Origin of the sequence: Rahnella aquatilis CIP 78.65 = ATCC 33071, assembly GCF_000241955.1 — a bacterium.
Classification (GTDB): domain Bacteria; phylum Pseudomonadota; class Gammaproteobacteria; order Enterobacterales; family Enterobacteriaceae; genus Rahnella; species Rahnella aquatilis.
The window spans coordinates 4,675,121-4,700,027 of record NC_016818.1 but is presented as its reverse complement, the minus strand read 5'-3'; the positions used below and the strand labels follow the sequence as shown (position 1 = coordinate 4,700,027).

The 24,907-nt window shown below is 51.5% G+C and carries 16 protein-coding genes, 4 tRNA genes, 3 rRNA genes and 1 riboswitch; of the genes, 19 read left to right on the top strand and 4 right to left on the bottom strand.

Annotated elements, in window-relative coordinates; translation table 11 throughout:
- Positions 1–79: 79 nt before the first annotated feature.
- Positions 80–1,003 (top strand): DNA-binding transcriptional regulator OxyR, encoded by a 924-nt coding sequence (gene oxyR, locus RAHAQ2_RS21255; RefSeq protein ID WP_015699170.1) that lies wholly within the window; start codon positions 80–82, stop codon positions 1,001–1,003.
- On the opposite strand, the gene sthA is transcribed toward oxyR, so the two are convergent.
- Positions 986–2,386 carry a Si-specific NAD(P)(+) transhydrogenase gene (gene sthA / locus RAHAQ2_RS21250; RefSeq protein ID WP_015699169.1) on the bottom strand — a complete coding sequence of 467 codons (1,401 nt, stop codon included), beginning with the start codon at positions 2,384–2,386 and terminating at the stop codon, positions 986–988. The genes oxyR and sthA overlap by 18 nt on opposite strands.
- Before the next feature lie 211 nt (positions 2,387–2,597).
- Here sthA and fabR point away from each other — a divergent pair, with 211 nt between their 5' ends.
- The 4 genes from fabR (at position 2,598) to bglB (ending at position 6,635) form a co-directional block, all read left to right on the top strand.
- Positions 2,598–3,278, top strand: a complete 681-nt coding sequence (gene fabR, locus RAHAQ2_RS21245) for an HTH-type transcriptional repressor FabR (RefSeq protein WP_015699168.1) — start codon at positions 2,598–2,600, stop codon at positions 3,276–3,278.
- Positions 3,253–3,612, top strand: a complete 360-nt coding sequence (locus RAHAQ2_RS21240; RefSeq protein ID WP_015699167.1) for a YijD family membrane protein — start codon at positions 3,253–3,255, stop codon at positions 3,610–3,612. The genes fabR and RAHAQ2_RS21240 overlap by 26 nt, the downstream gene beginning before the upstream one ends.
- A gap of 272 nt (positions 3,613–3,884) precedes the next feature.
- The gene (locus RAHAQ2_RS21235) at positions 3,885–5,471 is read left to right on the top strand and encodes an MFS transporter (RefSeq protein ID WP_015699165.1); all 1,587 of its coding nucleotides are present in this window, start codon (positions 3,885–3,887) and stop codon (positions 5,469–5,471) included.
- 24 nt (positions 5,472–5,495) lie between these two features.
- A complete protein-coding gene (gene bglB, locus RAHAQ2_RS21230) occupies positions 5,496–6,635 on the top strand; it encodes a beta-galactosidase BglB (protein WP_015699164.1) in 1,140 nt (379 codons plus the stop codon).
- Positions 6,636–6,718: 83 nt separating this feature from the next.
- On the opposite strand, the gene trmA is transcribed toward bglB, so the two are convergent.
- A complete protein-coding gene (gene trmA, locus RAHAQ2_RS21225; protein ID WP_015699163.1) occupies positions 6,719–7,819 on the bottom strand; it encodes a tRNA (uridine(54)-C5)-methyltransferase TrmA in 1,101 nt (366 codons plus the stop codon).
- 141 nt (positions 7,820–7,960) lie between these two features.
- A riboswitch (cobalamin riboswitch) is annotated at positions 7,961–8,227 on the top strand.
- Between the two features lie 71 nt (positions 8,228–8,298).
- Between trmA and btuB the strand changes: the two genes are divergently transcribed.
- From btuB to yjfF, 13 genes are all read left to right on the top strand, one after another.
- The gene (btuB, locus tag RAHAQ2_RS21220; RefSeq protein WP_015699162.1) at positions 8,299–10,176 is read left to right on the top strand and encodes a TonB-dependent vitamin B12 receptor BtuB; all 1,878 of its coding nucleotides are present in this window, start codon (positions 8,299–8,301) and stop codon (positions 10,174–10,176) included.
- Positions 10,121–11,002 carry a glutamate racemase gene (gene murI / locus RAHAQ2_RS21215; RefSeq protein WP_015699161.1) on the top strand — a complete coding sequence of 294 codons (882 nt, stop codon included), beginning with the start codon at positions 10,121–10,123 and terminating at the stop codon, positions 11,000–11,002. The genes btuB and murI overlap by 56 nt, the downstream gene beginning before the upstream one ends.
- A gap of 403 nt (positions 11,003–11,405) precedes the next feature.
- Positions 11,406–12,948, top strand: a 16S ribosomal RNA gene (locus RAHAQ2_RS21210).
- Between the two features lie 71 nt (positions 12,949–13,019).
- Positions 13,020–13,096, top strand: a tRNA-Ile gene (locus RAHAQ2_RS21205).
- Between the two features lie 133 nt (positions 13,097–13,229).
- Positions 13,230–13,305 (top strand) — tRNA-Ala (locus RAHAQ2_RS21200).
- A gap of 209 nt (positions 13,306–13,514) precedes the next feature.
- Positions 13,515–16,423, top strand: a 23S ribosomal RNA gene (locus tag RAHAQ2_RS21195).
- Between the two features lie 136 nt (positions 16,424–16,559).
- A 5S ribosomal RNA gene (rrf, locus tag RAHAQ2_RS21190) occupies positions 16,560–16,675 on the top strand.
- Together the 16S, 23S and 5S rRNA genes with 4 tRNA genes alongside form the textbook arrangement of a ribosomal RNA operon.
- A gap of 103 nt (positions 16,676–16,778) precedes the next feature.
- Positions 16,779–16,855: transfer RNA gene (locus tag RAHAQ2_RS21185), tRNA-Asp, on the top strand.
- A gap of 53 nt (positions 16,856–16,908) precedes the next feature.
- Positions 16,909–16,984, top strand: a tRNA-Trp gene (locus RAHAQ2_RS21180).
- A gap of 403 nt (positions 16,985–17,387) precedes the next feature.
- Positions 17,388–18,344, top strand: a complete 957-nt coding sequence (gene ytfQ / locus RAHAQ2_RS21175) for a galactofuranose ABC transporter, galactofuranose-binding protein YtfQ (protein WP_015699160.1) — start codon at positions 17,388–17,390, stop codon at positions 18,342–18,344.
- Between the two features lie 110 nt (positions 18,345–18,454).
- The gene (ytfR, locus tag RAHAQ2_RS21170) at positions 18,455–19,936 is read left to right on the top strand and encodes a galactofuranose ABC transporter, ATP-binding protein YtfR (protein WP_193785536.1); all 1,482 of its coding nucleotides are present in this window, start codon (positions 18,455–18,457) and stop codon (positions 19,934–19,936) included.
- Positions 19,937–19,946: 10 nt separating this feature from the next.
- Positions 19,947–20,966 (top strand): galactofuranose ABC transporter, ATP-binding protein YtfT, encoded by a 1,020-nt coding sequence (ytfT, locus tag RAHAQ2_RS21165; protein WP_086935287.1) that lies wholly within the window; start codon positions 19,947–19,949, stop codon positions 20,964–20,966.
- Complete coding sequence (gene yjfF, locus RAHAQ2_RS21160) at positions 20,966–21,952, top strand: galactofuranose ABC transporter, permease protein YjfF (protein ID WP_015699157.1); 987 nt, start codon at positions 20,966–20,968, stop codon at positions 21,950–21,952. The genes ytfT and yjfF overlap by 1 nt, the downstream gene beginning before the upstream one ends.
- Before the next feature lie 12 nt (positions 21,953–21,964).
- Here yjfF and hdfR read toward each other — a convergent pair whose 3' ends face one another.
- A complete protein-coding gene (gene hdfR, locus RAHAQ2_RS21155) occupies positions 21,965–22,789 on the bottom strand; it encodes an HTH-type transcriptional regulator HdfR (RefSeq protein ID WP_015699156.1) in 825 nt (274 codons plus the stop codon).
- 118 nt (positions 22,790–22,907) lie between these two features.
- Here hdfR and RAHAQ2_RS21150 point away from each other — a divergent pair, with 118 nt between their 5' ends.
- Entirely contained in the window at positions 22,908–23,246 is a 339-nt protein-coding gene (locus RAHAQ2_RS21150) for a MaoP family protein (protein ID WP_013577551.1), read from the top strand.
- Between the two features lie 25 nt (positions 23,247–23,271).
- Here RAHAQ2_RS21150 and RAHAQ2_RS21145 read toward each other — a convergent pair whose 3' ends face one another.
- A complete protein-coding gene (locus RAHAQ2_RS21145) occupies positions 23,272–24,807 on the bottom strand; it encodes a YifB family Mg chelatase-like AAA ATPase (RefSeq protein ID WP_015699155.1) in 1,536 nt (511 codons plus the stop codon).
- Positions 24,808–24,907: the final 100 nt, after the last annotated feature.

The following is a 24,907-nucleotide window of genomic DNA, read 5'->3' as shown; positions in this document are numbered from 1 at the left end:
GTTGATAGATATAATCGTTGATTGCTATCTTATCTATCGTTAACGACTATCGCATTGCCTTTTAGGGACTGGAGGAAAAATGAACATTCGTGATCTAGAGTATCTGGTGGCACTGGCAGAGTTTCGCCATTTTCGACGCGCAGCAGATTCATGCCATGTCAGTCAGCCGACGTTAAGCGGTCAGATCCGCAAACTGGAAGATGAACTTGGCGTTATGTTGCTTGAAAGAACCAGTCGCAAGGTGTTGTTTACACAAGCCGGTTTGCTGCTGGTGGATCAGGCGCGCACGGTGTTACGTGAAGTGAAAGTTCTGAAAGAGATGGCGAGCCAACAAGGTGAAGCCATGTCCGGGCCGATGCATATCGGGCTGATCCCGACTGTCGGGCCTTATTTGTTGCCTCAGATTATTCCTTCGCTGCATAAAACCTTCCCGAAACTGGAAATGTATCTGCACGAAGCGCAAACCCATCAGTTACTGTCTCAGCTTGACAGCGGAAAACTCGACTGTGCGATTCTGGCGCTGGTGAAAGAAAGCGAAGCATTTATTGAAGTGCCACTGTTTGATGAGCCGATGAGGCTGGCGATCTACGACGATCATCCGTGGGCATCGCGCGATCGTGTGGCGATGGCAGATCTGGCCGGTGAAAAGTTACTGATGCTGGAAGACGGGCATTGCCTGCGGGATCAGGCGCTCGGTTTCTGCTTCCAGGCAGGTGCCGATGAAGATACCCATTTCCGGGCAACCAGCCTTGAAACACTGCGGAATATGGTGGCGGCAGGCAGCGGAATTACCTTGCTGCCATCCCTGGCTGTGCCCCATGAGCGCAGCCGTGACGGAGTGACGTATCTGACCTGTGACAAACCGGAACCGCGACGCACAATCGCGCTGGTATATCGTCCCGGTTCGCCACTGCGCGGGCGTTACGAGCAGCTTGCAGAAGCCATCAAAGAGCACATGCAGCCTTACATGGACCGAACCGCCGTCTTAAAACAGGCGGTTTAATCCGTTCAGTGCCGCAACACGATAGGCTTCTGCCATGGTCGGATAGTTGAAGGTGGTATTAACGAAATACTCGATAGTATTACCTTCACCTTTCTGTTCCATGATGGCCTGACCGATGTGAATAATCTCGGCGGCGCGTTCACCAAAGCAATGAATTCCCAGAATTTCTTTGGTATCCCGGTGGAACAGAAGTTTCAGACTGCCCACATTCATGCCCGCAATTTGTGCGCGCGCCAGATGTTTAAACTGTGCGCGGCCCACTTCATAGGGCACTTTCATCGCCGTCAGTTCCTGTTCGGTTTTACCCACGGAACTGATTTCAGGAATGGTGTAAATACCCGTCGGAATGTTTTCGATAAGGTGGACTTTCGCTTCGCCCTGAATCATGGCCTGCGCGGCAATGCGTCCCTGATCGTAAGCTGCTGATGCCAGACTTGGATAGCCAATGACATCACCGACCGCATAAATATGCGACAGCGCAGTCTGATACATGCTGTTCACTTTCAGCAGCCCGCGGCTGTCGGCTTCCAGGCCAATGTTCTCCAGGCCCAGTTTATCGGTGTTACCTGTGCGTCCGTTGGCATACAACAGCGCATCAGCTTTCACTTTTTTGCCGGATTTGAGGTGCATGATCACGCCGTCTTCCACGCCTTCGATCATCTCAAACTCTTCGTTGTGGCGGATGACCACACCGTTATTCCAGAAGTGATAGGACAGGGCGTCTGACATTTCCTGATCGAGGAAAGACAGCAGGCGGTCACGGGTGTTGATTAAGTCCACTTTGACGTTCAGGCCACGGAAGATGGATGCATATTCGCAGCCGATCACCCCCGCGCCATAGATAATCACATGGCGTGGCTCGTGGCTCAGTTCAAGGATCAGATCACTGTCGTAAATGCGCGGATGACCAAAATCTACATTGGCTGGCCGGTAAGGGCGCGAGCCACAGGCAATGACGATATTATCAGCGGTAATGACTTCGTGTGTGTTATCGGCGTAGCGGATGCTGATGGTGTTGGCATCCACAAAACTGGCATCACCGGAGAACAGCTGGCACTGGTTTCTTTCGTAGAAACCCTGGCGCATACGGGTTTGCTGATTAATAACCGAATCGGCATGACGCAGAATGTCCGGAAAAGTGGAACTCATTGTCCGGGAGTTATCGCTGTAGAGCGGGTTTTGGTTAAATTCGATGATTCTGCTGACGGCGTGGCGCAATGCTTTGGAAGGGATAGTTCCCCAGTGAGTACAGCCGCCACCGACGTTGTTATAGCGTTCGATGACAGCAACCCGGGCGCCTTGTTTAACCAGTCCCATCGCGGCGCCTTCTCCGCCAGGGCCTGAGCCAATGATGATGGCATCAAAATGTGAGTGCTGTGGCATGTTCGAAACCTATTTTTATACAAAATCACAACGAGAAAGTAACATATTACACCTATTTACCCCACATGCAGTTGTCATTTAATGGTAATGCAGCAACATTCTGACCCACTTTATGCTGTTGTATCTTTGGCTCCGACCGTTAAAAATTTTGGTATAGTGAAGCGATATCGGGCGAATAATCAAAAAGAAGAAAACTATCCGGATGAAGGTTATGGGCGTAAGAGCACAACAAAAAGAGCGTACGCGTCGTTCACTGATTGAGGCGGCTTTCAGCCAGCTCAGTGCCGAGCGCAGCTTTGCCAGTCTGAGTCTGCGTGAGGTTTCCCGCGAGGCAGGCATTGCACCAACCTCCTTTTACCGGCATTTTCGCGATGTGGATGAACTGGGTCTGACAATGGTTGATGAAAGTGGTCTGATGCTGCGTCAGCTGATGCGCCAGGCACGCCAGCGCATTGCGAAAGGTGGCAGTGTGATCCGTACGTCAGTCTCCACGTTTATGGAATTCATCGGTAACAATCCCAACGCATTCCGCCTGTTGCTGCGTGAACGCTCCGGTACATCGTCGGCGTTTCGTGCCGCAGTGGCCCGCGAAATTCAGCATTTTATTGCGGAACTTGCCGACTATCTGCAACTCGAAAATCATATGCCGCGCAGTTTTACTGAAGCGCAGGCTGAAGCCATGGTGATCATCGTTTTCAACGCCGGTGCGGAAGCGCTGGATGTGGATATTGCACAGCGCCGCCAGCTGGAGGAACGTCTGGTGTTGCAGCTGCGGATGATTTCCAAAGGCGCATATTACTGGTATCGCCGTCAGCAGGAACGGACGGCTGTGATTCCCCTTAATAATAAGACCAGAGGTAAAGAAGATGACCGAACAACCGAACCAGGATAATGGCACTCTGGTTTTGGCTTTGATTGCCGGGCTGTCGATTAATGGCACTTTCGATGCGTTATTCAGTTCTGTCGTAACGTTTTCGATCTTCCCGATCATTTCTCTGGTGTTAGCGGTGTATTGCCTGCACGTTCGTTATCACCGCGGTGAAATGCCGAAAGGGTTACCGGGTCTGGCTGCGGCGTGTTTTCTGCTGGGGCTGTTGCTGTACAGCACCATTATGCGCGTCGAATACCCTGAACTGGGCTCGAACTTCCTGCCGTCGCTGATTTGTGTGGCCCTGATCTTCTGGATAGGACTGAAGCTGAAAAAACGTAAGTCTTCCCTTCAGTAACCCCTTCTGATGATCAAACGAGGCAATCTGTGGATTGCCTTTTTTATCCCCCCTCATTTAATGAACTGTCATTTCATTAATATCAAACCCATGTTCAATATTTAGAGATTGATCGCCCACTTCTTTATTTCTTTGCCATAAAGTTCGTTTGAGTGGCAAAAACCAAAAGGTTTTCATTCCTGCTCCTCGTTAATTTGAATCATGGCCGGACGAAGTATTTTCGTTCGCATTCAGCCTACGCCTATAGGTGATTTAACAGAGGCAACACGGCAATGAAAACACGTAAAATCGGATTCTTTAATTACATCGCCTACGGGGCAGGCGATTTTCTGGGGGCGGGTACGACGGCCCTGACTGCGGCGTGGCTGCTCTATTTTTACACCACGTTCTGCGGGCTCTCACCCATTGAAGCGACATTTATTTTTGCCACCGCGCGTGTCGCTGATGCCGTGCTGAGCCCGCTGATGGGGTATCTCACCGATAATTTCGGTAATACCTGGCTTGGCAAGCGGTTTGGCCGCCGTAAGTTCTTCATCCTGCTCGGCATTCCTTGTGTGTTCAGCTACAGCTTCATGTGGGTGGGCGACATGGGATATGTCTATTATCTGCTGACCTATCTGCTGTTCGATATCGTCTACACCATGATTCTGGTGCCGTATGAAACGCTGGTGCCGGAAATGACCGATGATTTCAAACAGAAAACGAAATTCTCCGGCGCCCGTATCGCTCTGGCACAGTTGTCCGCGATTCTGGCGGCCTTCCTGCCGGGTATTTTGTTGCAGCATTTCGGCAAAGATAACGCCATTTCCTTCTTCTATTCGAGCCTGGTCTTTGCGGTAATTTGCGCATTCGTTCTGACGCTGGTGTATTTCTTTACCTGGGAAAGACCGGAAGAGCTGAAATCTGAAGCCACCAGGAAAATTGAGCGCGAACGTCAGCAACTGACACTGGCGCAAAGCCTGAAACGCCTGAAGGTGGAATTATCCTCGACGCTGCGCATCAAGATTTTCCGTCAGCATCTGGGGTTATACCTCGGCGGGTATATCGCGCAGGATGTGTTTAACGCCGTGTTCACCTATTACGTGGTGTTCGTGCTGATGCAAAGTGCTGCCATTGCCTCCAACCTGATGGGCATGATGGCCATCCTGCAATTCGTGGCGGTGATTGGCATGATCCCGTTGTGTATCCGCTTTGGCCCTGCGCCATCTTATCGTCTGGCTGTTTCTCTGTTCGGGCTGGCTGCTATCTCGTACGGCGTGCTGTATTACACCGGTATGAATGATTCGATGTCATTACTGCTGCTGATTTCCGCGCTGGCTGGTCTGGGCCGTGGCGGGATCAACTACGTGCCGTGGAATATTTACACCTATATCGCTGACGTTGATGAAACCATTACCGGTCAGCGCCGGGAAGGGATATTCGCTGGCGTGATGACGCTGACCCGCAAAGCCTCACAGGCTGGTGCGGTAATGCTGGTCGGGATTATTTTGCAGCTTGCCGGGTTCGTTTCCGGGCAAAGTCAGCAGGTTCCGGCAGTCGGCCATACCATTTTGGGCGTGCTGGTAATTGGTTCCTTGCTGATGCTCAGTATCGGTTTCACCATTTCCCTGTTCTTCCGTCTTAATCAGAAAACACACGGCGTGCTGACCCGCGAAACGCAGAAAATGCGTGATGCTAACCGTATCGTGCCAGAGCAAATCACGCCGGAAGACCGCGCGACGGTCGAAATGCTGACAGGAATGAAATACGAATCTCTGTGGGGCAACAACAACATCGGTTATCTGCATCGCAATAATCCGCCTCCCGAAAAGCTTACCCGTGAAAATACCGCCGACATGCCGGTCCAGGGACGTTTATAAATTTTGAATTCACAGGAGAACGCCATGAAAGTTTTTGAAGTTAAACACAGTGCCTTGCTGCGACAACCGGAACATTTCATTTCTCGCGGGGAACTGAAATCGCTGATCCACAACGTGACCAACAATCTGGTGAATATCGAAGATAAAACCGGTGAATTCCTGCTGCGGTTGGATGATGGTCGCGTGATTGACACCAAAGGTTGGGCTGGCTGGGAATGGACACACGGCATTGGGCTTTACGGCATTTATCAGTATTATCAGCAGACCGGCGACGAAAAAATGCGTGCGGTGATCGACGACTGGTTTACCGCGCGTCTGGCCGAAGGCACGCCGACCAAAAACGTCAATACCATGAGCCCGTTCCTGACGCTGGCGTATCGCTACGAAGAAACCGGCAATGCGGCGTGGCGTCCTTATCTGGAGCGCTGGGCTGAATGGGTAATGTACGAAATGCCGCGCACTGACAAAGGTGCAATGCAGCACATTGTTTATAACAACGAAAACCATCAGCAAATGTGGGACGATACGCTGATGATGAGCGTGCTGCCGCTGGCGAAAATCGGCAAATTGCTGGATCGTCCGGAGTTTGTCGAAGAAGCGACGTATCAGTTCCTGATGCACGTGCAATATCTGATGGATCGCCAGACCGGTCTGTGGTTCCACGGCTGGACATTTGACGGTCATCATAACTTTGCCCAGGCCCGCTGGGCACGCGGTAACAGCTGGCTGACGATTGCTATTCCGGAATTCCTCGAACTGGTGGATTTGCCGGAAAACAACGCAACCCGCCGCTATTTATTGCAGGTGCTGGAAAGTCAGGTCAGTGCGCTGGCGAAATGTCAGGACGACAGCGGTTTATGGCATACGCTGCTTGATGACCCGCAGTCTTATCTTGAAAGCTCAGCGACAGCCGGTTTTGCGTACGGCATTCTGAAAGCCGTGCGTAAACGCTACATTGACGCATCGTATGCACCGGTAGCGGAAAAAGCCATCCAGGGCGTGATCAAACACATCAATCCGGCAGGAGAACTGACGCAAACCTCATTCGGTACGGCGATGGGCAATGATCTCGATTTCTATCGTGAAATCGCGCTGACCTCAATGCCATACGGGCAGGCGATGGCAATCCTGTGTCTGTCAGAATATATGCGGGTCTACTTGTAAGGCGGGCAGTATTTTTGCTGAGAAGAGATTGAAATAAAAACGGGCACTTAAAAGGTGCCCGTTTTTGTTTCCGCGTTTGCCCGTCAGATTTTTTCCAGCAGAACGCCGGATTCCATATGGTGGGTGTACGGGAACTGATCAAACAACGCCAGACGTGTCACGCGGTGTGTTTTGCTCAGTGTTTCCAGATTCGCACACAGCGTTTCCGGATTGCAGGAGATGTACAAAATACGGTCGTAGCCTGCCACCATTTTTACGGTTTCGTCATCCAGCCCGCTGCGTGGCGGATCGACAAAAATGGTGTTGCATTCGTATCCGCTCAAATCGACATCCTGCAAACGGCGGAATTCACGCACGCCGTTCAGTGCCTGGGTAAAATCTTCTGCCGCCATGCGGATAATCTGCACATTATCAATCTGGTTAGCTGCAATGTTAAATTGCGCGGCAGCCACCGACGGCTTGGCGATTTCTGTGGCCAGTACGCGGCGGAAGTTACGCGCCAGCGCCAGCGAGAAGTTGCCGTTACCGCAGTAAAGTTCCAGTAAATCGCCGGTCGCGTTTTCCGTGGCCTTCAGCGCCCATTCCAGCATCTGAATATTCATCTCGGCATTGGGCTGGGTGAAACTGTTTTCCACCTGACGATAAATCATATCGCGGCCCGCTACCGGCAGCACTTCATCGACATAATCCTGATCGAGCATGATTTTGGTTTTCGCCGCACGACCAATCAGCTGGATATCAAAACCGTCGGCGCGCAACTGGTCGCGCAGGGCAGTGGCGGCCTGCTGCCATTCGTCATCAAGCTTACGGTGATACAGCAGGGAAGCGATGATTTTGCCGCTGCGGGTCGATAAATAGTCGATCTGGAAGATCTTACGGCGCAATGCCGGATCTTGCTTCACGGCGGCGATCAGCACCGGCATCAGGCGGTTAATCAGCTCGCTGGCAATGGGGAACTGGTCCACACGCACGCGGGCTTTGGTCTGCTGATCAAACATGATGTGGTACAAATCGCCTTCATCGTGCCAGACGCGGAATTCAGCGCGCATACGGTAATGGCTGACAGGAGAACGGTAAACGTCAGGCTGCGGCGCATTAAAAGGCGACATCATCGCCGTGAGACGTGCGGTCTTTTCCGCCAGCTGGTCGTCATAGTGTTCAATGGGCAGTTTTTCAGGCGTCATCGGTTATCTCGTCTAACAGGGGATGAATGGGCAAACTTTGCGGGGGATTGTAGGGAAAGCCACTCTTATGTCCACCTTTGTTGCATTTCTTCCGGTAAAACATACCTGGCGTTACGGATGTCTGGATTTCCAAATAGGTTGATCGTAGGATTGCGCTTCGGCCTCATTGACTGAGTTAAAAGGGAATCCGGTGTGAATCCGGAACTGGCGCGCAGCGGTATGGGGAAATCACGGCGATAGCATTCTTTATTATGCAGACACTGTTTCTTCCTTCTCTCCTTATACAGGAAAGGAGAAAGAGGAGATGGGAAGTCATCGCCCGGTGCAGGTACTTTTCAATTAATTATGTCGTAATTAATTAGTCTGCAAATCCTAAGTCCGAAGACCTGCCGATGTTACGTCGCATTAATCACCGTCGTCGCGAAATACCGTCGGTGATCCTCTGCGGCATCCGCCAATTAAGTTTGGATGCTCGATTCATGACAATTAAAAAGCATGTGCTGCTGACGGCATTATCCGTCACGGCTTTTTCAGGGTGGGCGCAAGACAGTACTTCCACAAACAGCCGCGATGACCTGGTCGTTACCGCGAATCGTTTTCCACAACCCGTTTCTTCTGTATTAGCGCCGACGGACATCGTTACGCGTGAAGATATCGACAGATGGCAGTCAAAATCTGTGGCTGATGTTTTACGTCGTTTACCGGGCGTGGATATTGCTCAGAACGGCGGAATGGGCCAGCAGACTTCATTATTCGTTCGCGGAACGAATGCCAGCCACACATTAGTGCTAATGGATGGCGTGCGTCTTAACCAGGCGGGTATTTCCGGCGCGGTGGATATCAGTCAGATCCCTATTTCTCTTGTTCAGCGGATTGAGTTTATTCGTGGCCCACGCTCTGCAGTTTATGGTTCTGATGCCATTGGTGGCGTGGTTAACATCATTACCACACGCGATAAATTAGGCACGACTTTGACAGCCGGTATCGGCTCAGATGGCTATCAGACTTATGACGGCTCAACGCAGCAGAAACTCGGTGAGAATACTGTTCTGACGGTGGCCGGGAACTATACCTATACAAAAGGGACCGATGTGGTGGCGAATCTGCCGGATACTTACGGTGATCCGCGTCAGCCCGATCGTGATGGTTTTATGAGTAAGACACTCTGGGCAGGTCTTGAGCATCAGTTCAATGATCAGTTCAGCGGTTTTGCCCGCGCATACGGTTTTGATAACCGCACGGCCTATGACGGAACGTACAGTTACGCAGACCCGGCACACAGTGATGCATTGCCAGACACGCGTCAGTTGTACAGCCGGACTTACGATACCGGGTTGCGTTTCCAGCAAGGGATCTATTCGACGCAAATCAGCGGAAGCTACAGTAATACTAAAGACTATAATTATGATCCGAAATACGGCCCTTATTCCGCTTCTGCAACGCTGGATGATTCGGATCAATACAACCTGCAATGGGGGAATACTTTCCAGGTAGGGCAGGGAACCCTCAGCGCTGGCGCTGACTGGCAGAAACTCAGCACTCAGCCAGGCACCAACTATATTACCGATGGCTATACCCAACGAAACACGGGTGTGTACGCGACAGCTCAGCAAAAAGTGAGCGATTTCACTTTTGAAGGCGCAGTGCGTAATGACGATAACTCACAGTTTGGTTCACATGGCACCTGGCAAAGTAGTGCTGCATGGGAGTTTATTGACGGCTATCGTTTGATTGCGTCTTACGGGACAGCGTTTAAAGCGCCTAATCTGGGGCAGCTATATGGCAGTTTTGGTGGGAATGCCGATCTTAAGCCTGAAGAAAGTAAAGAATGGGAAGGTGGGCTGGAAGGCCTGACCGGGCCATTAAACTGGCGTTTGTCCGCTTATCGTAATGACATCGATCAGATGATCAGCTACGACAATCAGCAATCCGGTTATTACAATGTCGATAAGGCAACAATCAAGGGGGTTGAATGGACCGGGTCTTTCGATACTGGCCCGTTACGACATCAGGTCACACTGGAATATTTAGATCCCCGTAATGCTGAAACCAACGAGATTTTATTACGCCGCGCTAAACAGCAGGCGAAATATCAGCTCGACTGGACAGTCGCTGATTTTGACTGGTCGCTCAATTATCAGTATTTAGGTGAACGATACGATAAGAATTACAACACCAATGACAATGTACGTCTGGGAGGCGTGAGTCTTTGGGATCTTGCGGTGTCATATCCGGTAACGTCACATCTGACGGTTCGTGGTAGAATTGCCAACCTCTTTGATAAAGATTACGAGACGGTTTATGGCTACGAAACACCAGGACGTGAGTACAACCTTACTGGAAGCTATACCTTCTGATACAACACAAGTGCCTGACCGTCCGACGGTGCTGGTTTTCGATTCCGGCGTCGGCGGGTTGTCGGTTTATGATGAGGTCCGGCAGATGTTGCCGGACCTGCACTATATATATGCCTTCGACAATGTGGCTTTCCCCTACGGTGAGAAATCCGAAGAATTTATTGTTGAGCGCGTGGTTGAGATTGTCAGCGCAGTCGCGAAACGCCATCCCATTTCTATTATTGTCATCGCCTGCAACACGGCGAGTACCGTTTCTCTCCCTGCATTACGTGCCAAGTTCAGTTGCCCTGTTGTCGGGGTCGTTCCGGCAATTAAACCCGCGGCCAAATTAACGCGTAATGGCGTGGTTGGATTGCTGGCGACCCGTGCGACAGTTCAGCGGCCTTATACTCATGATCTGGTTGCACGCTTTGCGACGGATTGTCAGATTCTGATGCTGGGTTCCGCAGAGCTGGTGGAACTGGCAGAAGCGAAGCTGCATGGCGAAGTGGTTTCGTTAGCCGCGTTGAAGAAAATCTTACATCCGTGGCTGCGTTTACGTGAACCGCCAGACACTGTGGTATTAGGTTGCACGCATTTCCCGTTGCTTTCGCAAGAGCTTTCACAGGTTTTGCCCGATGGCACGCGTATGATCGACTCGGGTTCTGCGATTGCGAGGCGCGCGCACTGGCTAATTGAAACTTCCCATGTGCCAATCCCTGAAAAAAAGGCCGATATGGAAATAGAGTGTGTCGCCTACTGCATGGCAATGACTGCAGAAGCGCAAAGCTTGCTGCCTGTTTTACAAGCATATGGCTTCAGAAGCATCCAGGAATTGCCGCTTTAAACATCATTTGATGAAAGATTCAGCGGTCGGTAAATTATTTGTATTTTAGGGGTTGCGGCCTTCTGAGAACTCCCTATAATGCGCCTCCACTGACCGGGAACAACGACTGATACGTCGCCCGGACGGGAAGAGGAAAAGAAAAATGTTCGAATGAATAATCTCTTGACTCTTCAGCGGGAAAACGTAATATACGCCTCCCGCGCCGCATAAGATTCCTTGCGAACCGCGGCATGCTCTTTAACAATTTATCAGACAATCTGTGTGGGCACTCACAAGACGATATCAGCCACTTCGGTGGCAAAAAATATCAAGTCTTAGAGTGACCAAGCAGTAATTCATTTAGTTGAATTATTACGAAGTAATCTCTGAGCATCGCTTCACTTGTTGAAGCAAATCGAACTTTTAATTGAAGAGTTTGATCATGGCTCAGATTGAACGCTGGCGGCAGGCCTAACACATGCAAGTCGAGCGGCAGCGGGAAGTAGCTTGCTACTTTGCCGGCGAGCGGCGGACGGGTGAGTAATGTCTGGGAAACTGCCTGATGGAGGGGGATAACTACTGGAAACGGTAGCTAATACCGCATGACCTCGCAAGAGCAAAGTGGGGGATCTTCGGACCTCACGCCATCGGATGTGCCCAGATGGGATTAGCTAGTAGGTGAGGTAATGGCTCACCTAGGCGACGATCCCTAGCTGGTCTGAGAGGATGACCAGCCACACTGGAACTGAGACACGGTCCAGACTCCTACGGGAGGCAGCAGTGGGGAATATTGCACAATGGGCGCAAGCCTGATGCAGCCATGCCGCGTGTGTGAAGAAGGCCTTAGGGTTGTAAAGCACTTTCAGCGAGGAGGAAGGCATCACACTTAATACGTGTGGTGATTGACGTTACTCGCAGAAGAAGCACCGGCTAACTCCGTGCCAGCAGCCGCGGTAATACGGAGGGTGCAAGCGTTAATCGGAATTACTGGGCGTAAAGCGCACGCAGGCGGTTTGTTAAGTCAGATGTGAAATCCCCGCGCTTAACGTGGGAACTGCATTTGAAACTGGCAAGCTAGAGTCTTGTAGAGGGGGGTAGAATTCCAGGTGTAGCGGTGAAATGCGTAGAGATCTGGAGGAATACCGGTGGCGAAGGCGGCCCCCTGGACAAAGACTGACGCTCAGGTGCGAAAGCGTGGGGAGCAAACAGGATTAGATACCCTGGTAGTCCACGCTGTAAACGATGTCGACTTGGAGGTTGTGCCCTTGAGGCGTGGCTTCCGGAGCTAACGCGTTAAGTCGACCGCCTGGGGAGTACGGCCGCAAGGTTAAAACTCAAATGAATTGACGGGGGCCCGCACAAGCGGTGGAGCATGTGGTTTAATTCGATGCAACGCGAAGAACCTTACCTACTCTTGACATCCACGGAATTCGCCAGAGATGGCTTAGTGCCTTCGGGAACCGTGAGACAGGTGCTGCATGGCTGTCGTCAGCTCGTGTTGTGAAATGTTGGGTTAAGTCCCGCAACGAGCGCAACCCTTATCCTTTGTTGCCAGCGAGTAATGTCGGGAACTCAAAGGAGACTGCCGGTGATAAACCGGAGGAAGGTGGGGATGACGTCAAGTCATCATGGCCCTTACGAGTAGGGCTACACACGTGCTACAATGGCATATACAAAGAGAAGCGAACTCGCGAGAGCAAGCGGACCTCATAAAGTATGTCGTAGTCCGGATTGGAGTCTGCAACTCGACTCCATGAAGTCGGAATCGCTAGTAATCGTAGATCAGAATGCTACGGTGAATACGTTCCCGGGCCTTGTACACACCGCCCGTCACACCATGGGAGTGGGTTGCAAAAGAAGTAGGTAGCTTAACCTTCGGGAGGGCGCTTACCACTTTGTGATTCATGACTGGGGTGAAGTCGTAACAAGGTAACCGTAGGGGAACCTGCGGTTGGATCACCTCCTTACCTCAAGATACGCATTGTGCAGTGTCCACACAGATTGTCTGATAGAAAGTAACGAGCAGAAATACCTTAATAGGCTTGTAGCTCAGGTGGTTAGAGCGCACCCCTGATAAGGGTGAGGTCGGTGGTTCAAGTCCACTCAGGCCTACCAATTCGTCCCCATGCTGCGTTGTCGTCACACTCGTTTGCGGTTGCAAACGTCGTATGAACTCCGCCTTGCCTGAGAACAAATTGGCTGACTCATCTTGCTGATGAGTGATTAAGGTATCTGTAAGTGACTGTATGGGGCTATAGCTCAGCTGGGAGAGCGCCTGCCTTGCACGCAGGAGGTCAGCGGTTCGATCCCGCTTAGCTCCACCATTACCGTACAGCCCCTAAATAATACTTCAGAGCGTATTGGAAACAGTATGCTGCGAAGTATTTTGCTCTTTAACAATCCGGAACAAGCTGAAAATTGAAAGTTTACAGCTGAACATCACTCTCCGTAGCAGTACTGAGTGGTGGATTAGTCTGTAACAGAGTCTCTCAAATAATCGCAATGCGACGGTGGAAACACCTTCGGGTTGTGAGGTTAAGCGACTAAGCGTACACGGTGGATGCCTAGGCAGTCAGAGGCGATGAAGGGCGTGCTAATCTGCGAAAAGCGTCGGTAAGGTGATATGAACCGTTATACCCGACGATACCCGAATGGGGAAACCCAGTGTGCTCCGGCACATTATCATTACATGAATACATAGTGTAATGAGGCGAACCGGGGGAACTGAAACATCTAAGTACCCCGAGGAAAAGAAATCAACCGAGATTCCCCCAGTAGCGGCGAGCGAACGGGGAAGAGCCCAGAACCTGAATCAGTTTGTGTGTTAGTGGAAGCGTCTGGAAAGTCGCACGGTACAGGGTGATAGTCCCGTACACAAAAATGCACAGGCTGTGAGTTCGATGAGTAGGGCGGGACACGTGACATCCTGTCTGAATATGGGGGGACCATCCTCCAAGGCTAAATACTCCTGACTGACCGATAGTGAACCAGTACCGTGAGGGAAAGGCGAAAAGAACCCCGGCGAGGGGAGTGAAATAGAACCTGAAACCGTGTACGTACAAGCAGTGGGAGCCTACTTTGTTGGGTGACTGCGTACCTTTTGTATAATGGGTCAGCGACTTATATTTTGTAGCAAGGTTAACCGAATAGGGGAGCCGTAGGGAAACCGAGTCTTAACTGGGCGTCAAGTTGCAAGGTATAGACCCGAAACCCGGTGATCTAGCCATGGGCAGGTTGAAGGTTGGGTAACACTAACTGGAGGACCGAACCGACTAATGTTGAAAAATTAGCGGATGACTTGTGGCTGGGGGTGAAAGGCCAATCAAACCGGGAGATAGCTGGTTCTCCCCGAAAGCTATTTAGGTAGCGCCTCGTGAACTCATCTTCGGGGGTAGAGCACTGTTTCGACTAGGGGGCCATCCCGGCTTACCAACTCGATGCAAACTACGAATACCGAAGAATGTTATCACGGGAGACACACGGCGGGTGCTAACGTCCGTCGTGAAGAGGGAAACAACCCAGACCGCCAGCTAAGGTCCCAAAGTCATGGTTAAGTGGGAAACGATGTGGGAAGGCATAGACAGCCAGGATGTTGGCTTAGAAGCAGCCATCATTTAAAGAAAGCGTAATAGCTCACTGGTCGAGTCGGCCTGCGCGGAAGATGTAACGGGGCTAAACCATGCACCGAAGCTGCGGCAGCGACGCTTAGGCGTTGTTGGGTAGGGGAGCGTTCTGTAAGCCGTCGAAGGTGGACTGTGAGGTCTGCTGGAGGTATCAGAAGTGCGAATGCTGACATAAGTAACGATAATGCGGGTGAAAAACCCGCACGCCGGAAGACCAAGGGTTCCTGTCCAACGTTAATCGGGGCAGGGTGAGTCGACCCCTAAGGCGAGGCTGAAAAGCGTAGTCGATGGGAAGCAGGTTAATATTCCTGCACTTGGTGTTACTGCGAAGGGGGGACGGAGAAGGCTAGGCTGGCCGGGCGACGGTTGTCCCGGTTCAAGCGTGTAGGGGGTGTGACCTGGTAAATCCGGTTGCATATCAACCCTGAGGCGTGATAACGAGCCACTACGGTGGTGAAGTAGCTGATGCCATGCTTCCAGGAAAAGCCTCTAAGCTCCAGGTAACACGAAATCGTACCCCAAACCGACACAGGTGGTCAGGTAGAGAATACTCAGGCGCTTGAGAGAACTCGGGTGAAGGAACTAGGCAAAATGGTGCCGTAACTTCGGGAGAAGGCACGCTGGCGCGTAGGTGAAGGGACTTGCTCCCGGAGCTGAAGCCAGTCGAAGATACCAGCTGGCTGCAACTGTTTAATAAAAACACAGCACTGTGCAAACACGAAAGTGGACGTATACGGTGTGACGCCTGCCCGGTGCCGGAAGGTTAATTGATGGGGTCAGCCGCAAGGCGAAGCTCTTGATCGAAGCCCCGGTAAACGGCGGCCGTAACTATAACGGTCCTAAGGTAGCGAAATTCCTTGTCGGGTAAGTTCCGACCTGCACGAATGGCGTAATGATGGCCAGGCTGTCTCCACCCGAGACTCAGTGAAATTGAACTCGCTGTGAAGATGCAGTGTACCCGCGGCAAGACGGAAAGACCCCGTGAACCTTTACTATAGCTTGACACTGAACATTGAGCCTTGATGTGTAGGATAGGTGGGAGGCTTTGAAGCGTGGACGCCAGTCTGCGTGGAGCCAACCTTGAAATACCACCCTTTAATGTTTGATGTTCTAACTCGGCCCCGTAATCCGGGGTGAGGACAGTGTCTGGTGGGTAGTTTGACTGGGGCGGTCTCCTCCTAAAGAGTAACGGAGGAGCACGAAGGTTAGCTAATCACGGTCGGACATCGTGAGGTTAGTGCAATGGCATAAGCTAGCTTGACTGCGAGAGTGACGGCTCGAGCAGGTACGAAAGTAGGTCATAGTGATCCGGTGGTTCTGAATGGAAGGGCCATCGCTCAACGGATAAAAGGTACTCCGGGGATAACAGGCTGATACCGCCCAAGAGTTCATATCGACGGCGGTGTTTGGCACCTCGATGTCGGCTCATCACATCCTGGGGCTGAAGTAGGTCCCAAGGGTATGGCTGTTCGCCATTTAAAGTGGTACGCGAGCTGGGTTTAGAACGTCGTGAGACAGTTCGGTCCCTATCTGCCGTGGGCGTTGGAAGATTGAGAGGGGCTGCTCCTAGTACGAGAGGACCGGAGTGGACGCATCACTGGTGTTCGGGTTGTCATGCCAATGGCATTGCCCGGTAGCTAAATGCGGAAAAGATAAGCGCTGAAAGCATCTAAGCGCGAAACTTGCCTCGAGATGAGTCTTCCCTGTGGCTTTAAGCCACCTGAAGGGACGTTTAAGACTAAGACGTTGATAGGCTGGGTGTGTAAGTGCAGCGATGCATTGAGCTAACCAGTACTAATGACCCGAGAGGCTTAACCTTACAACACCGAAGGTGTTTTGATTTGAGAGACAGACTCGAGAGAGTAGATTTTCAGCGAATTGTTCCGGTATTGGTTCGTATGGCGGCGTGTGATGAGAAATTATGACACGACGCGGTATGAATGAAACAGAATTTGCCTGGCGGCAGTAGCGCGGTGGTCCCACCTGACCCCATGCCGAACTCAGAAGTGAAACGCCGTAGCGCCGATGGTAGTGTGGGGTCTCCCCATGCGAGAGTAGGGAACTGCCAGGCATCAATTTTTTATAATAAAGAACGTGTTCCTTTTCCCCTGACAAGGAAAATAACAGGAACAAACATGTATCAGACGCTTTCTGATGTATGTGAAAGAACCGGTGGAGCGGTAGTTCAGTTGGTTAGAATACCTGCCTGTCACGCAGGGGGTCGCGGGTTCGAGCCCCGTCCGTTCCGCCAATTATTAAAAATTATGCCTGCTAAATTAGCAGGCATAATAATAAGCGTAATTTAGGGGCGTAGCTCAGTTGGTAGAGCACCGGTCTCCAAAACCGGGTGTCGCGAGTTCGAGTCTCTCCGCCCCTGCCATATTTAAACCCTTCGCGAAAGCGAGGGGTTTTTTTTCGTCTTAATTTCCTGAAATATTCCTCCATTTTTACCCTTCTTCTCTTAAACTCGCTAACTCTGTACCGTATTTTCACCCACTGGGCTCAAATCCTTCGCTTTTGTCGCTTGTCTTTTGTCATGTTTTGGCTGAATACATGCACGAATTGATTGTTCTCCCCGTATGTGACCTCGCTCATGCTCGCTTTTTCCCAATGTACTAAACCTAATCATCGTCTTATGACGACTACCAGTTCCCGGCACTCTTGTTTTTGTCCTTTTTACGGCCCAGGTCGTAGCGGATGAGGGCATATGTCGGGTGAATGTCCTGGCCGTACCCTACGAGTCATAACAAAAAGTAGCTCAGACTACACGCGAGGAAAGAAACATGTACAAACGCTTATTTGTGGCAGCAGCAGTAGCAACAGTACTTTGTGGCGCAGCTCAGGCGGCTCCGCTAGTTGTTGGTTTTTCGCAGATCGGCTCTGAGTCTGGGTGGCGTTCTGCGGAAACAAAAGTATCAAAATCAGAAGCGGAAAAACGCGGTATTACACTGAAAATCGCTGATGCTCAGCAAAAACAAGAGAACCAAATCAAAGCGATACGTTCATTCATCGCGCAAGGTGTTGATGCCATTTTCATCGCGCCTGTTGTGGCAACCGGCTGGGCACCTGTACTGACGGAAGCGAAAGAAGCCAAGATCCCGGTATTTCTGTTAGACCGCACCATTGAGGTCAGTGATCCGTCCCTGTATACCGCAGCAGTCGCTTCCGACAGCGTTTATGAAGGTAAAGTGGCAGGTGACTGGCTGGTCAAAGAGTCTGCTGGAAAACCATGTAATGTTGTCGAATTACAAGGAACCGTCGGTGCCAGCGTCGCGTTAAACCGTAAACAAGGTTTTGCCGATGCCCTGAAAGCTGCACCAAACGTCAAAATTATCCGTTCACAGTCCGGCGACTTTACTCGCAGTAAAGGCAAAGAAGTGATGGAAAGCTTTATCAAGGCTGAGCAAAACGGTAAGAATATTTGTGCCGTTTACGCCCATAACGACGATATGGCGATCGGTGCGATTCAGGCTATCAAAGAAGCTGGTCTGAAACCGGGTTCGCAGATCAAGATCGTTTCAATTGATGGTGTTCCTGACATCTACAAAGCGATGTTAGCCGGCGAAGCAAACGCATCTGTTGAACTGACACCGAACATGGCTGGCCCGGCATTTGATGCGCTGATCGCAATGAAAAAGGATGGCACACAACCTAAGAAATTCATTCAGACACAGTCCGCGTTGATCCTGCCGGACATGGCTCAGAAAGAATATGACATGAAGAAAAACATGGGTTATTAAGCCGGTTTACCGGCTTGTCTCATGAGCAAGCCGGTAGCAATTATTCCCTTTTCGCTTATGGCGAATGCAGCAGGAGTAGTGACGTGACGGATAATCCTGGTTCAGTAACGCTGCTCGAAGTGCGCGGCTTGTCAGTAGAATTCCCCGGCGTAAAAGCGCTGGAAAATGTCGACTTTACCCTCGAACGCGGTGAAATTGTTGCACTTTTAGGAGAGAACGGGGCTGGCAAGTCAACGATGATTAAAGCCCTTACTGGTGTCTATAAACGTTCTGCGGGCCAGGTCTTTCTTAACGGAAAACCGATCGAGCCAATCAATACTGCCGATGCCCAGTCGCTGGGAATTGGTACGGTATATCAGGAAGTCAATCTTCTGCCGAATATCTCCGTCGCTGCCAACCTGTTCATCGGGCGCGAGCCAACTCGTTTCGGGCTGGTCAATCAGCGCAAGATGGAACAACAGGCTGAAGTCCTTCTGGAAGGTTATGGCCTGCATCTGGATGTCAGCCAGCCGCTCTCAACCTACTCCATAGCGATTCAGCAAATTGTGGCCATTGCCCGCGCTGTTGACCTGTCTGCGCAGGTTTTAATTCTTGATGAACCCACCGCCAGCCTTGATGCCAAAGAAGTCAGCATGCTGCTCGATATTCTGGTTCAATTGCGTGATAAAGGGGTAGGGATGATTTTCGTCACCCATTTCCTCGATCAGGTTTATCGCATCAGTGACCGGATCACCGTTTTGCGAAATGGTAAGCGTGTCGGGTCTGAACGAACGGTAGATTTACCGCGCATCGATCTCGTGCCGATGATGCTGGGGCACAGTTTTGATGAAAATCTGCTCAAACGTACTGAACATAGAAATGTGAAAGGTGAACCGTTAGTGGATTTCAAAGACTACGGGCGTAGAGGCGTGGTCGACAATTTTGATCTGAAAGTGCGTCGGGGTGAAATCGTCGGACTGGCGGGCTTACTGGGATCCGGACGAACAGAAACCGCTCAGCTGATTTTCGGCATTAAAGGGCATGACAGCGGCAATGCGTACGTCGATGGCAAAGAAGAAACCATCAGCACACCCAGAAAGGCGGCGAAACTGGGATTTGGTTACTGCCCTGAAGATCGCAAAACCGATGGCATTATCGGCGCGGCCACGGTGCGTGAAAATATCATCCTTGCCTTACAGGCTCAGCGCGGCTGGTTGCGCCCTTTGCCGATGAAGGAACAGCATCAGATAGCCGAGAAATTTATCAAACTATTGGGCATCCGTACGCCCGGCACTGAACAGGAAATTCAGTATCTTTCCGGCGGTAATCAGCAAAAAGTGTTGCTGTCCCGTTGGCTTGCGACTCATCCCCGTTTCCTCATTCTCGATGAGCCTACCCGCGGGATTGACGTCGGTGCCCATGCAGAAATTATTCGTCTGATTGAAAAGCTTTGCGACGAAGGTCTGGCGTTGCTGGTTATTTCCTCTGAGCTGGAAGAGCTGGCGGGCTATGCCGATCGTATTGTCGTCTTACGTGACCGTCGCCATGTTGCCGAAATTGAGCAGGCTGATATCTCCGTGCCAGCCATTATGAAAGCCATTGCGGCGCAATGAGGAGATAGTGATGAACAACAGGAGTCTGCCAATGACGGGAAAACCGCGAAAAGTAAGATGGGTATTTCCTAAAGGTGCCACGCAAATCGGCGCTTTCGTCGCAATATTAGTGATCGACAGCCTGGTTGCTCCGGGCTTTTTCTCTATCCATATTCAGGATGGCCGCTTGTTTGGCAGCCTGGTTGATATTTTCAACCGTGGTGCGCCTGTCGCTTTGCTGGCTCTCGGAATGACGCTGGTTATCGCAACCGGCGGCATCGACCTTTCCGTCGGTGCGGTCATGGCGATTGCTGGTGCGACAGCGGCGACCATGACGGTGCAAGGATATCCGCTGATGATCGTGCTGCTGGCCTCGGTCGGGGTGGGGGCAATATGCGGTTTGTGGAATGGCTTTCTGGTCGCTGTTCTGCAAATTCAGCCGATTGTTGCCACGCTGATGCTAATGGTCGCCGGACGCGGCATCGCACAGCTGATTACGGAAGGGCAAATCGTCACTTTTGAACATAATGGCCTATCGCAGTTTGGTAGCGGTTCTTTGTTCTATCTGCCAATGCCGGTAATCATTGCCGTCGTCATGCTGGTTCTTGTCTGGGCGCTGACGCGGAAAACGGCACTTGGCCTGTTCATCGAATCAGTGGGCATCAACATCCGTTCTGCTTATAACGCCGGCGTAAATGCCCGTTTAGTGCTGATCTCCACTTACGTCATTTGTGGAATTTGCGCTGCCGTCGCAGGCGTTATCGTGACGGCCGATATTCGCGGTGCCGACGCCAATAATGCCGGATTATGGCTGGAACTTGATGCCATCCTTGCTGTTGTCATCGGCGGCGCCTCGTTGCTGGGCGGACGTTTTAACCTGCTCCTCTCTGTTGTCGGTGCACTGATCATTCAGGGCATGAATACCGGCATTCTGCTCTCCGGCTTCAAACCGGAATTCAATCTGGTGCTGAAGGCCCTGGTGGTGCTCGCCGTGCTGGTGGTGCAATCGCCCCGCGTCTCTCTCAGTAATCTGTTCCGGAGGAAAGGATAATGCTCAAAAGAAATCTGCCCCTGCTGATTACTATCGTGGTTTTCCTGGCCGGATACGCCTATTGCTTCACACAGTTCCCCGGTTTTGCATCTACACGCGTGTTTTTTGATTTGCTGACGGATAACGCATTCCTTGGCATCGTGGCCGTGGGGATGACATTTGTCATCTTGTCCGGCGGTATCGACCTGTCAGTGGGCTCTGTTATCGCTTTCACCGGGGTTTTGCTGGCGAAACTCATCGGCGCTTATGGTATCGCACCCGGTTATGCTTTTGTCATCGTCCTGTTGATGGGCGCCACGTTTGGTGCGCTGATGGGGTGGATCATTGATACGCTGAAACTGCCTGCTTTCATCATCACGCTGGCAGGCATGTTTTTTGTGCGCGGTATGAGTTTTATTGTTTCGGAAGAATCGTTGCCGATTAACCATCCGGTTTATGACTTCCTCGCCAGTTATGCCTGGAAAATGCCCGGTGGTGGTCGTTTTACATTACTGGCTCTGGTCATGCTGCTGGTGGTGCTTGGCGGGATTATTTTGGCGCATCGTACGCGATTCGGTAACAACGTCTATGCTGTCGGCGGCAGCAATGTGTCGGCTGCGCTGATGGGAGTGCCTGTGCGGCGTACCACGATTTACATCTATATGCTCTCCAGTACGCTGGCGGTGTTATCTGGCATCATTTTCTCGCTCTATACCTCTGCGGGTTATGCACTCGCTGCGAGTGGTGTAGAACTGGATGCCATCGCCTCAGTCGTGATTGGCGGAACATTACTGAGTGGCGGCGTAGGCACGGTTTTAGGCAGCTTGTTTGGCGTGCTCATTCAGGGGTTGATCCAAACTTACATCACCTTCGATGGTACGCTTAGTTCGTGGTGGACCAAAATCGTAATGGGTGTTTTGTTGTTTATCTTCATCGGATTGCAAAAAGGGATGGGCAGCTTCTGGACAGCCAGAAGAGCGCGTCATCCGCGGCCAGAACCGTCCTGAAACAGAACGGTGTCATAAATTAGTGATCAGCGGCGTTTTGAGTAACTGACGGATCAGGACCTGCTGATCGCTGGTTTGCAGCCAGACGGCGTAAAGCGGGCGGATCACTGGCGGAACATCTTCATGTGCGGCCAGTTGCGGATATTCCTTGGCCCAGTGCGCAGGCAGAAACGCACAACCGCCGGTATTTTCCAGCAACTGACGTGTCAGATGCGCAGAGGTTGTGGTCAGCACCGGTTCCTGATCGCTGTTTTGCAGTTTTTCCTGCTGAGGAAAATCAGCGCCCCATTCCAGCTTCACATACGGCGATTGTTCGCCCCTGGTCGTTTTCTGCGATGAGAAAAGTCGTAACGAGAAATTACCCAGCAACTGACTTGAAAGCTCGTCCATCTTCGGTGGCTCGGTGGTAATCAGCAAATCCAGTTGTCTTTCATGCAATTGCTTCACCAGCGACTGACGCAGGGCAATGCGCGCCTCCAGTCTCAGCGCGCCGCGCTGAGTGTAAAGAGATTGCAGCCACGGAGTCAGATAGGCTTCCCAGAGCGACGCCGTCGCACCAATCGATAATTCTGTGTGCTGTAACGAGCGTACAACCTCTTTTTTTGCCATCTGCCACGTTGACATCAGATTCTCTGCATAAGGCAGCAGACGTTCTCCTGCGGGCGTTAAGCGGATGTTATTGCGATGCCGTGTGAATAAATTGGCGCCAAGTTGGGTTTCCAGTTGTCGGATACGAAAGCTGACAGCGGATTGCGTCAGGTAAAGGGATTCCGCCGCCCGACCAAAGTGGCGAGTTCTACTGACCTCCAAAAAGGTTTTCAGTAATTCCGTGTCCAAAACTATCTCCAATATTTTTTGTCGTTAAGATTTAAATGTTTTGTTTTACACAATGTCAAGCCTAACTAATACTCCGCGCCATAACAGCACGACCATGAGAGAATTAGGAGCGTGTCAGATGGCGGAAAGCTTCACCACGACAAGTCGTTTTTTTGATAATAAACATTACCCTCGCGGGTTCTCCCGGCATGGCGATTTCACCATTAAAGAAGCGCAAATGCTAGAACGTTACGGCTTTGCTTTTAACGAGCTGGATCTGGGAAAACGTGAACCCGTTACCGACGAAGAAAAACTGTTCCTGGAGGTTTGCCGTGGTACACGCGAACCTGTAACGGATGCAGAAAAAGTGTGGAACAAATACATTGTCCGCACGCGTCGTCCGAAGAAATTCCACACGCTGTCTGGCGGTAAACCGCAGGCTGACGCTGTAGAAGACTACACGGAAAGCGATGACTAATGAAACGGGGCGATGCCCCGTTTTTTTATGCCAGACTCTTATGCAAAGTTAACAATAGCCTATCCATGCTGCGATAGCTCAGCGCCTCCGCAATATGCCGTCTTTCAATCGATTCTATCCCTCCAAGATCTGCCAGTGTTCTCGCAACTTTCAGAATGCGGTGCCAGGCTCTGACCGACAATCCCAGTTTATGCAGGACTTCTTCCAGAAATTCAGCATCTGCTTTGGTTAACACACAATATGTCTCCACTTCGCTACTGCTCAGATGCGCGTTGATTTTTCCCGCACGTTTTAACTGAATTTCTCTGGCGATCAGTACCCGTTCCCGCACTTGTACACTATTTTCCCTGAGCGCAGGCGTATGGTTTTGCTGGCTCAAAATGCCGGGCGGCAGGAGCGGGACTTCAATCGACAGATCGAATCTGTCGAGGAACGGGCCGGAAAGCCGGCTCAGATAACGTAAAACCTGCTGTGGCGGTGTGCGGTTATGAATACCCTGATAATGTCCTGTCGGACTGGGATTCATTGCTGCAATCAACTGCGCTCTTGCCGGATAGCGGACTTTCGCCCTCGCGCGGGAAATGGTGATTTCGCCGGATTCCATTGGCTGGCGCAAAGCGTCGAGAACCTGCCGCTGAAACTCGGGCAGTTCGTCGAGAAACAAGACGCCGTTATGTGCCAGCGATATTTCTCCCGGTCTGGGTAACGAGCCGCCGCCTACCAGCGCGCTCATTGACGTGCTGTGATGCGGCGCGCGGAAAGGGCGAATGCGGGAGAATTCACCGTCTTCTTCCGGATTATACACCAGGCTGGCAATGGCGGCGGTTTCCAGCTTTTCCTCGTTACTCATTGGCGGCAGTAATCCGGGCAACCGGCTTGCCAGCATGGTTTTTCCGGTACCGGGCGGCCCAATCAGCAATAAATTATGCCCTCCCGCTGCGGCCACTTCGAGCGCGCGCTTTGATTGTTCCTGTCCGATGATATCGGCGATATCAGGCTGATGCGTGAGCGGAGGCGGTATCGCCGGAAATTCAATCGGCGGCAGGCTATTCTCTCCCTGCAGGAACGCGCAGACCTGCAACAAGTGCCCGGCAACCATCGCCACACCGGGATCCAGCAGCGTCATTTCAGTTTGATTATTTTGCGGCAGGATTAACACCCGGCTTTCTTTTTGTGCCTCAAGTGCCGCCGGAATCGCACCATTAACACTGCGTAACGCACCAGAAAGTCCAAGCTCACCCAGAAACTCGTACTCTTCAAGCTTATCGCCCTGAAGTTGTTCTGAGGCCACCAGAATCGCCAGTGCGATGGACAAATCATACCGGCCACCCTCTTTGGGTAAATCCGCAGGGGCCAGATTGACGGTGATGCGTTTTGCCGGAAAAGTGAACCCGCAGTTGATAATGGCGCTGCGAACACGGTCTCTGGCTTCCTTGACGGTGGTTTCGGGTAAGCCGACCAGCGTCAGGGCCGGTAACCCGTTGCTGATATGCACCTCAACTGAGACACCTGGTGCCTGAACTCCCAGAGATGCGCGGGTAAACACCACAGCTAATGACATGCTTTTTCCTTGGCAGTGATAATTCCTGACGGCAGCATGCCAGAGCCTGAAACGCTTGCGGAAAGAAGATCGGCAGGATGCGTAATATCACGGAGAAATA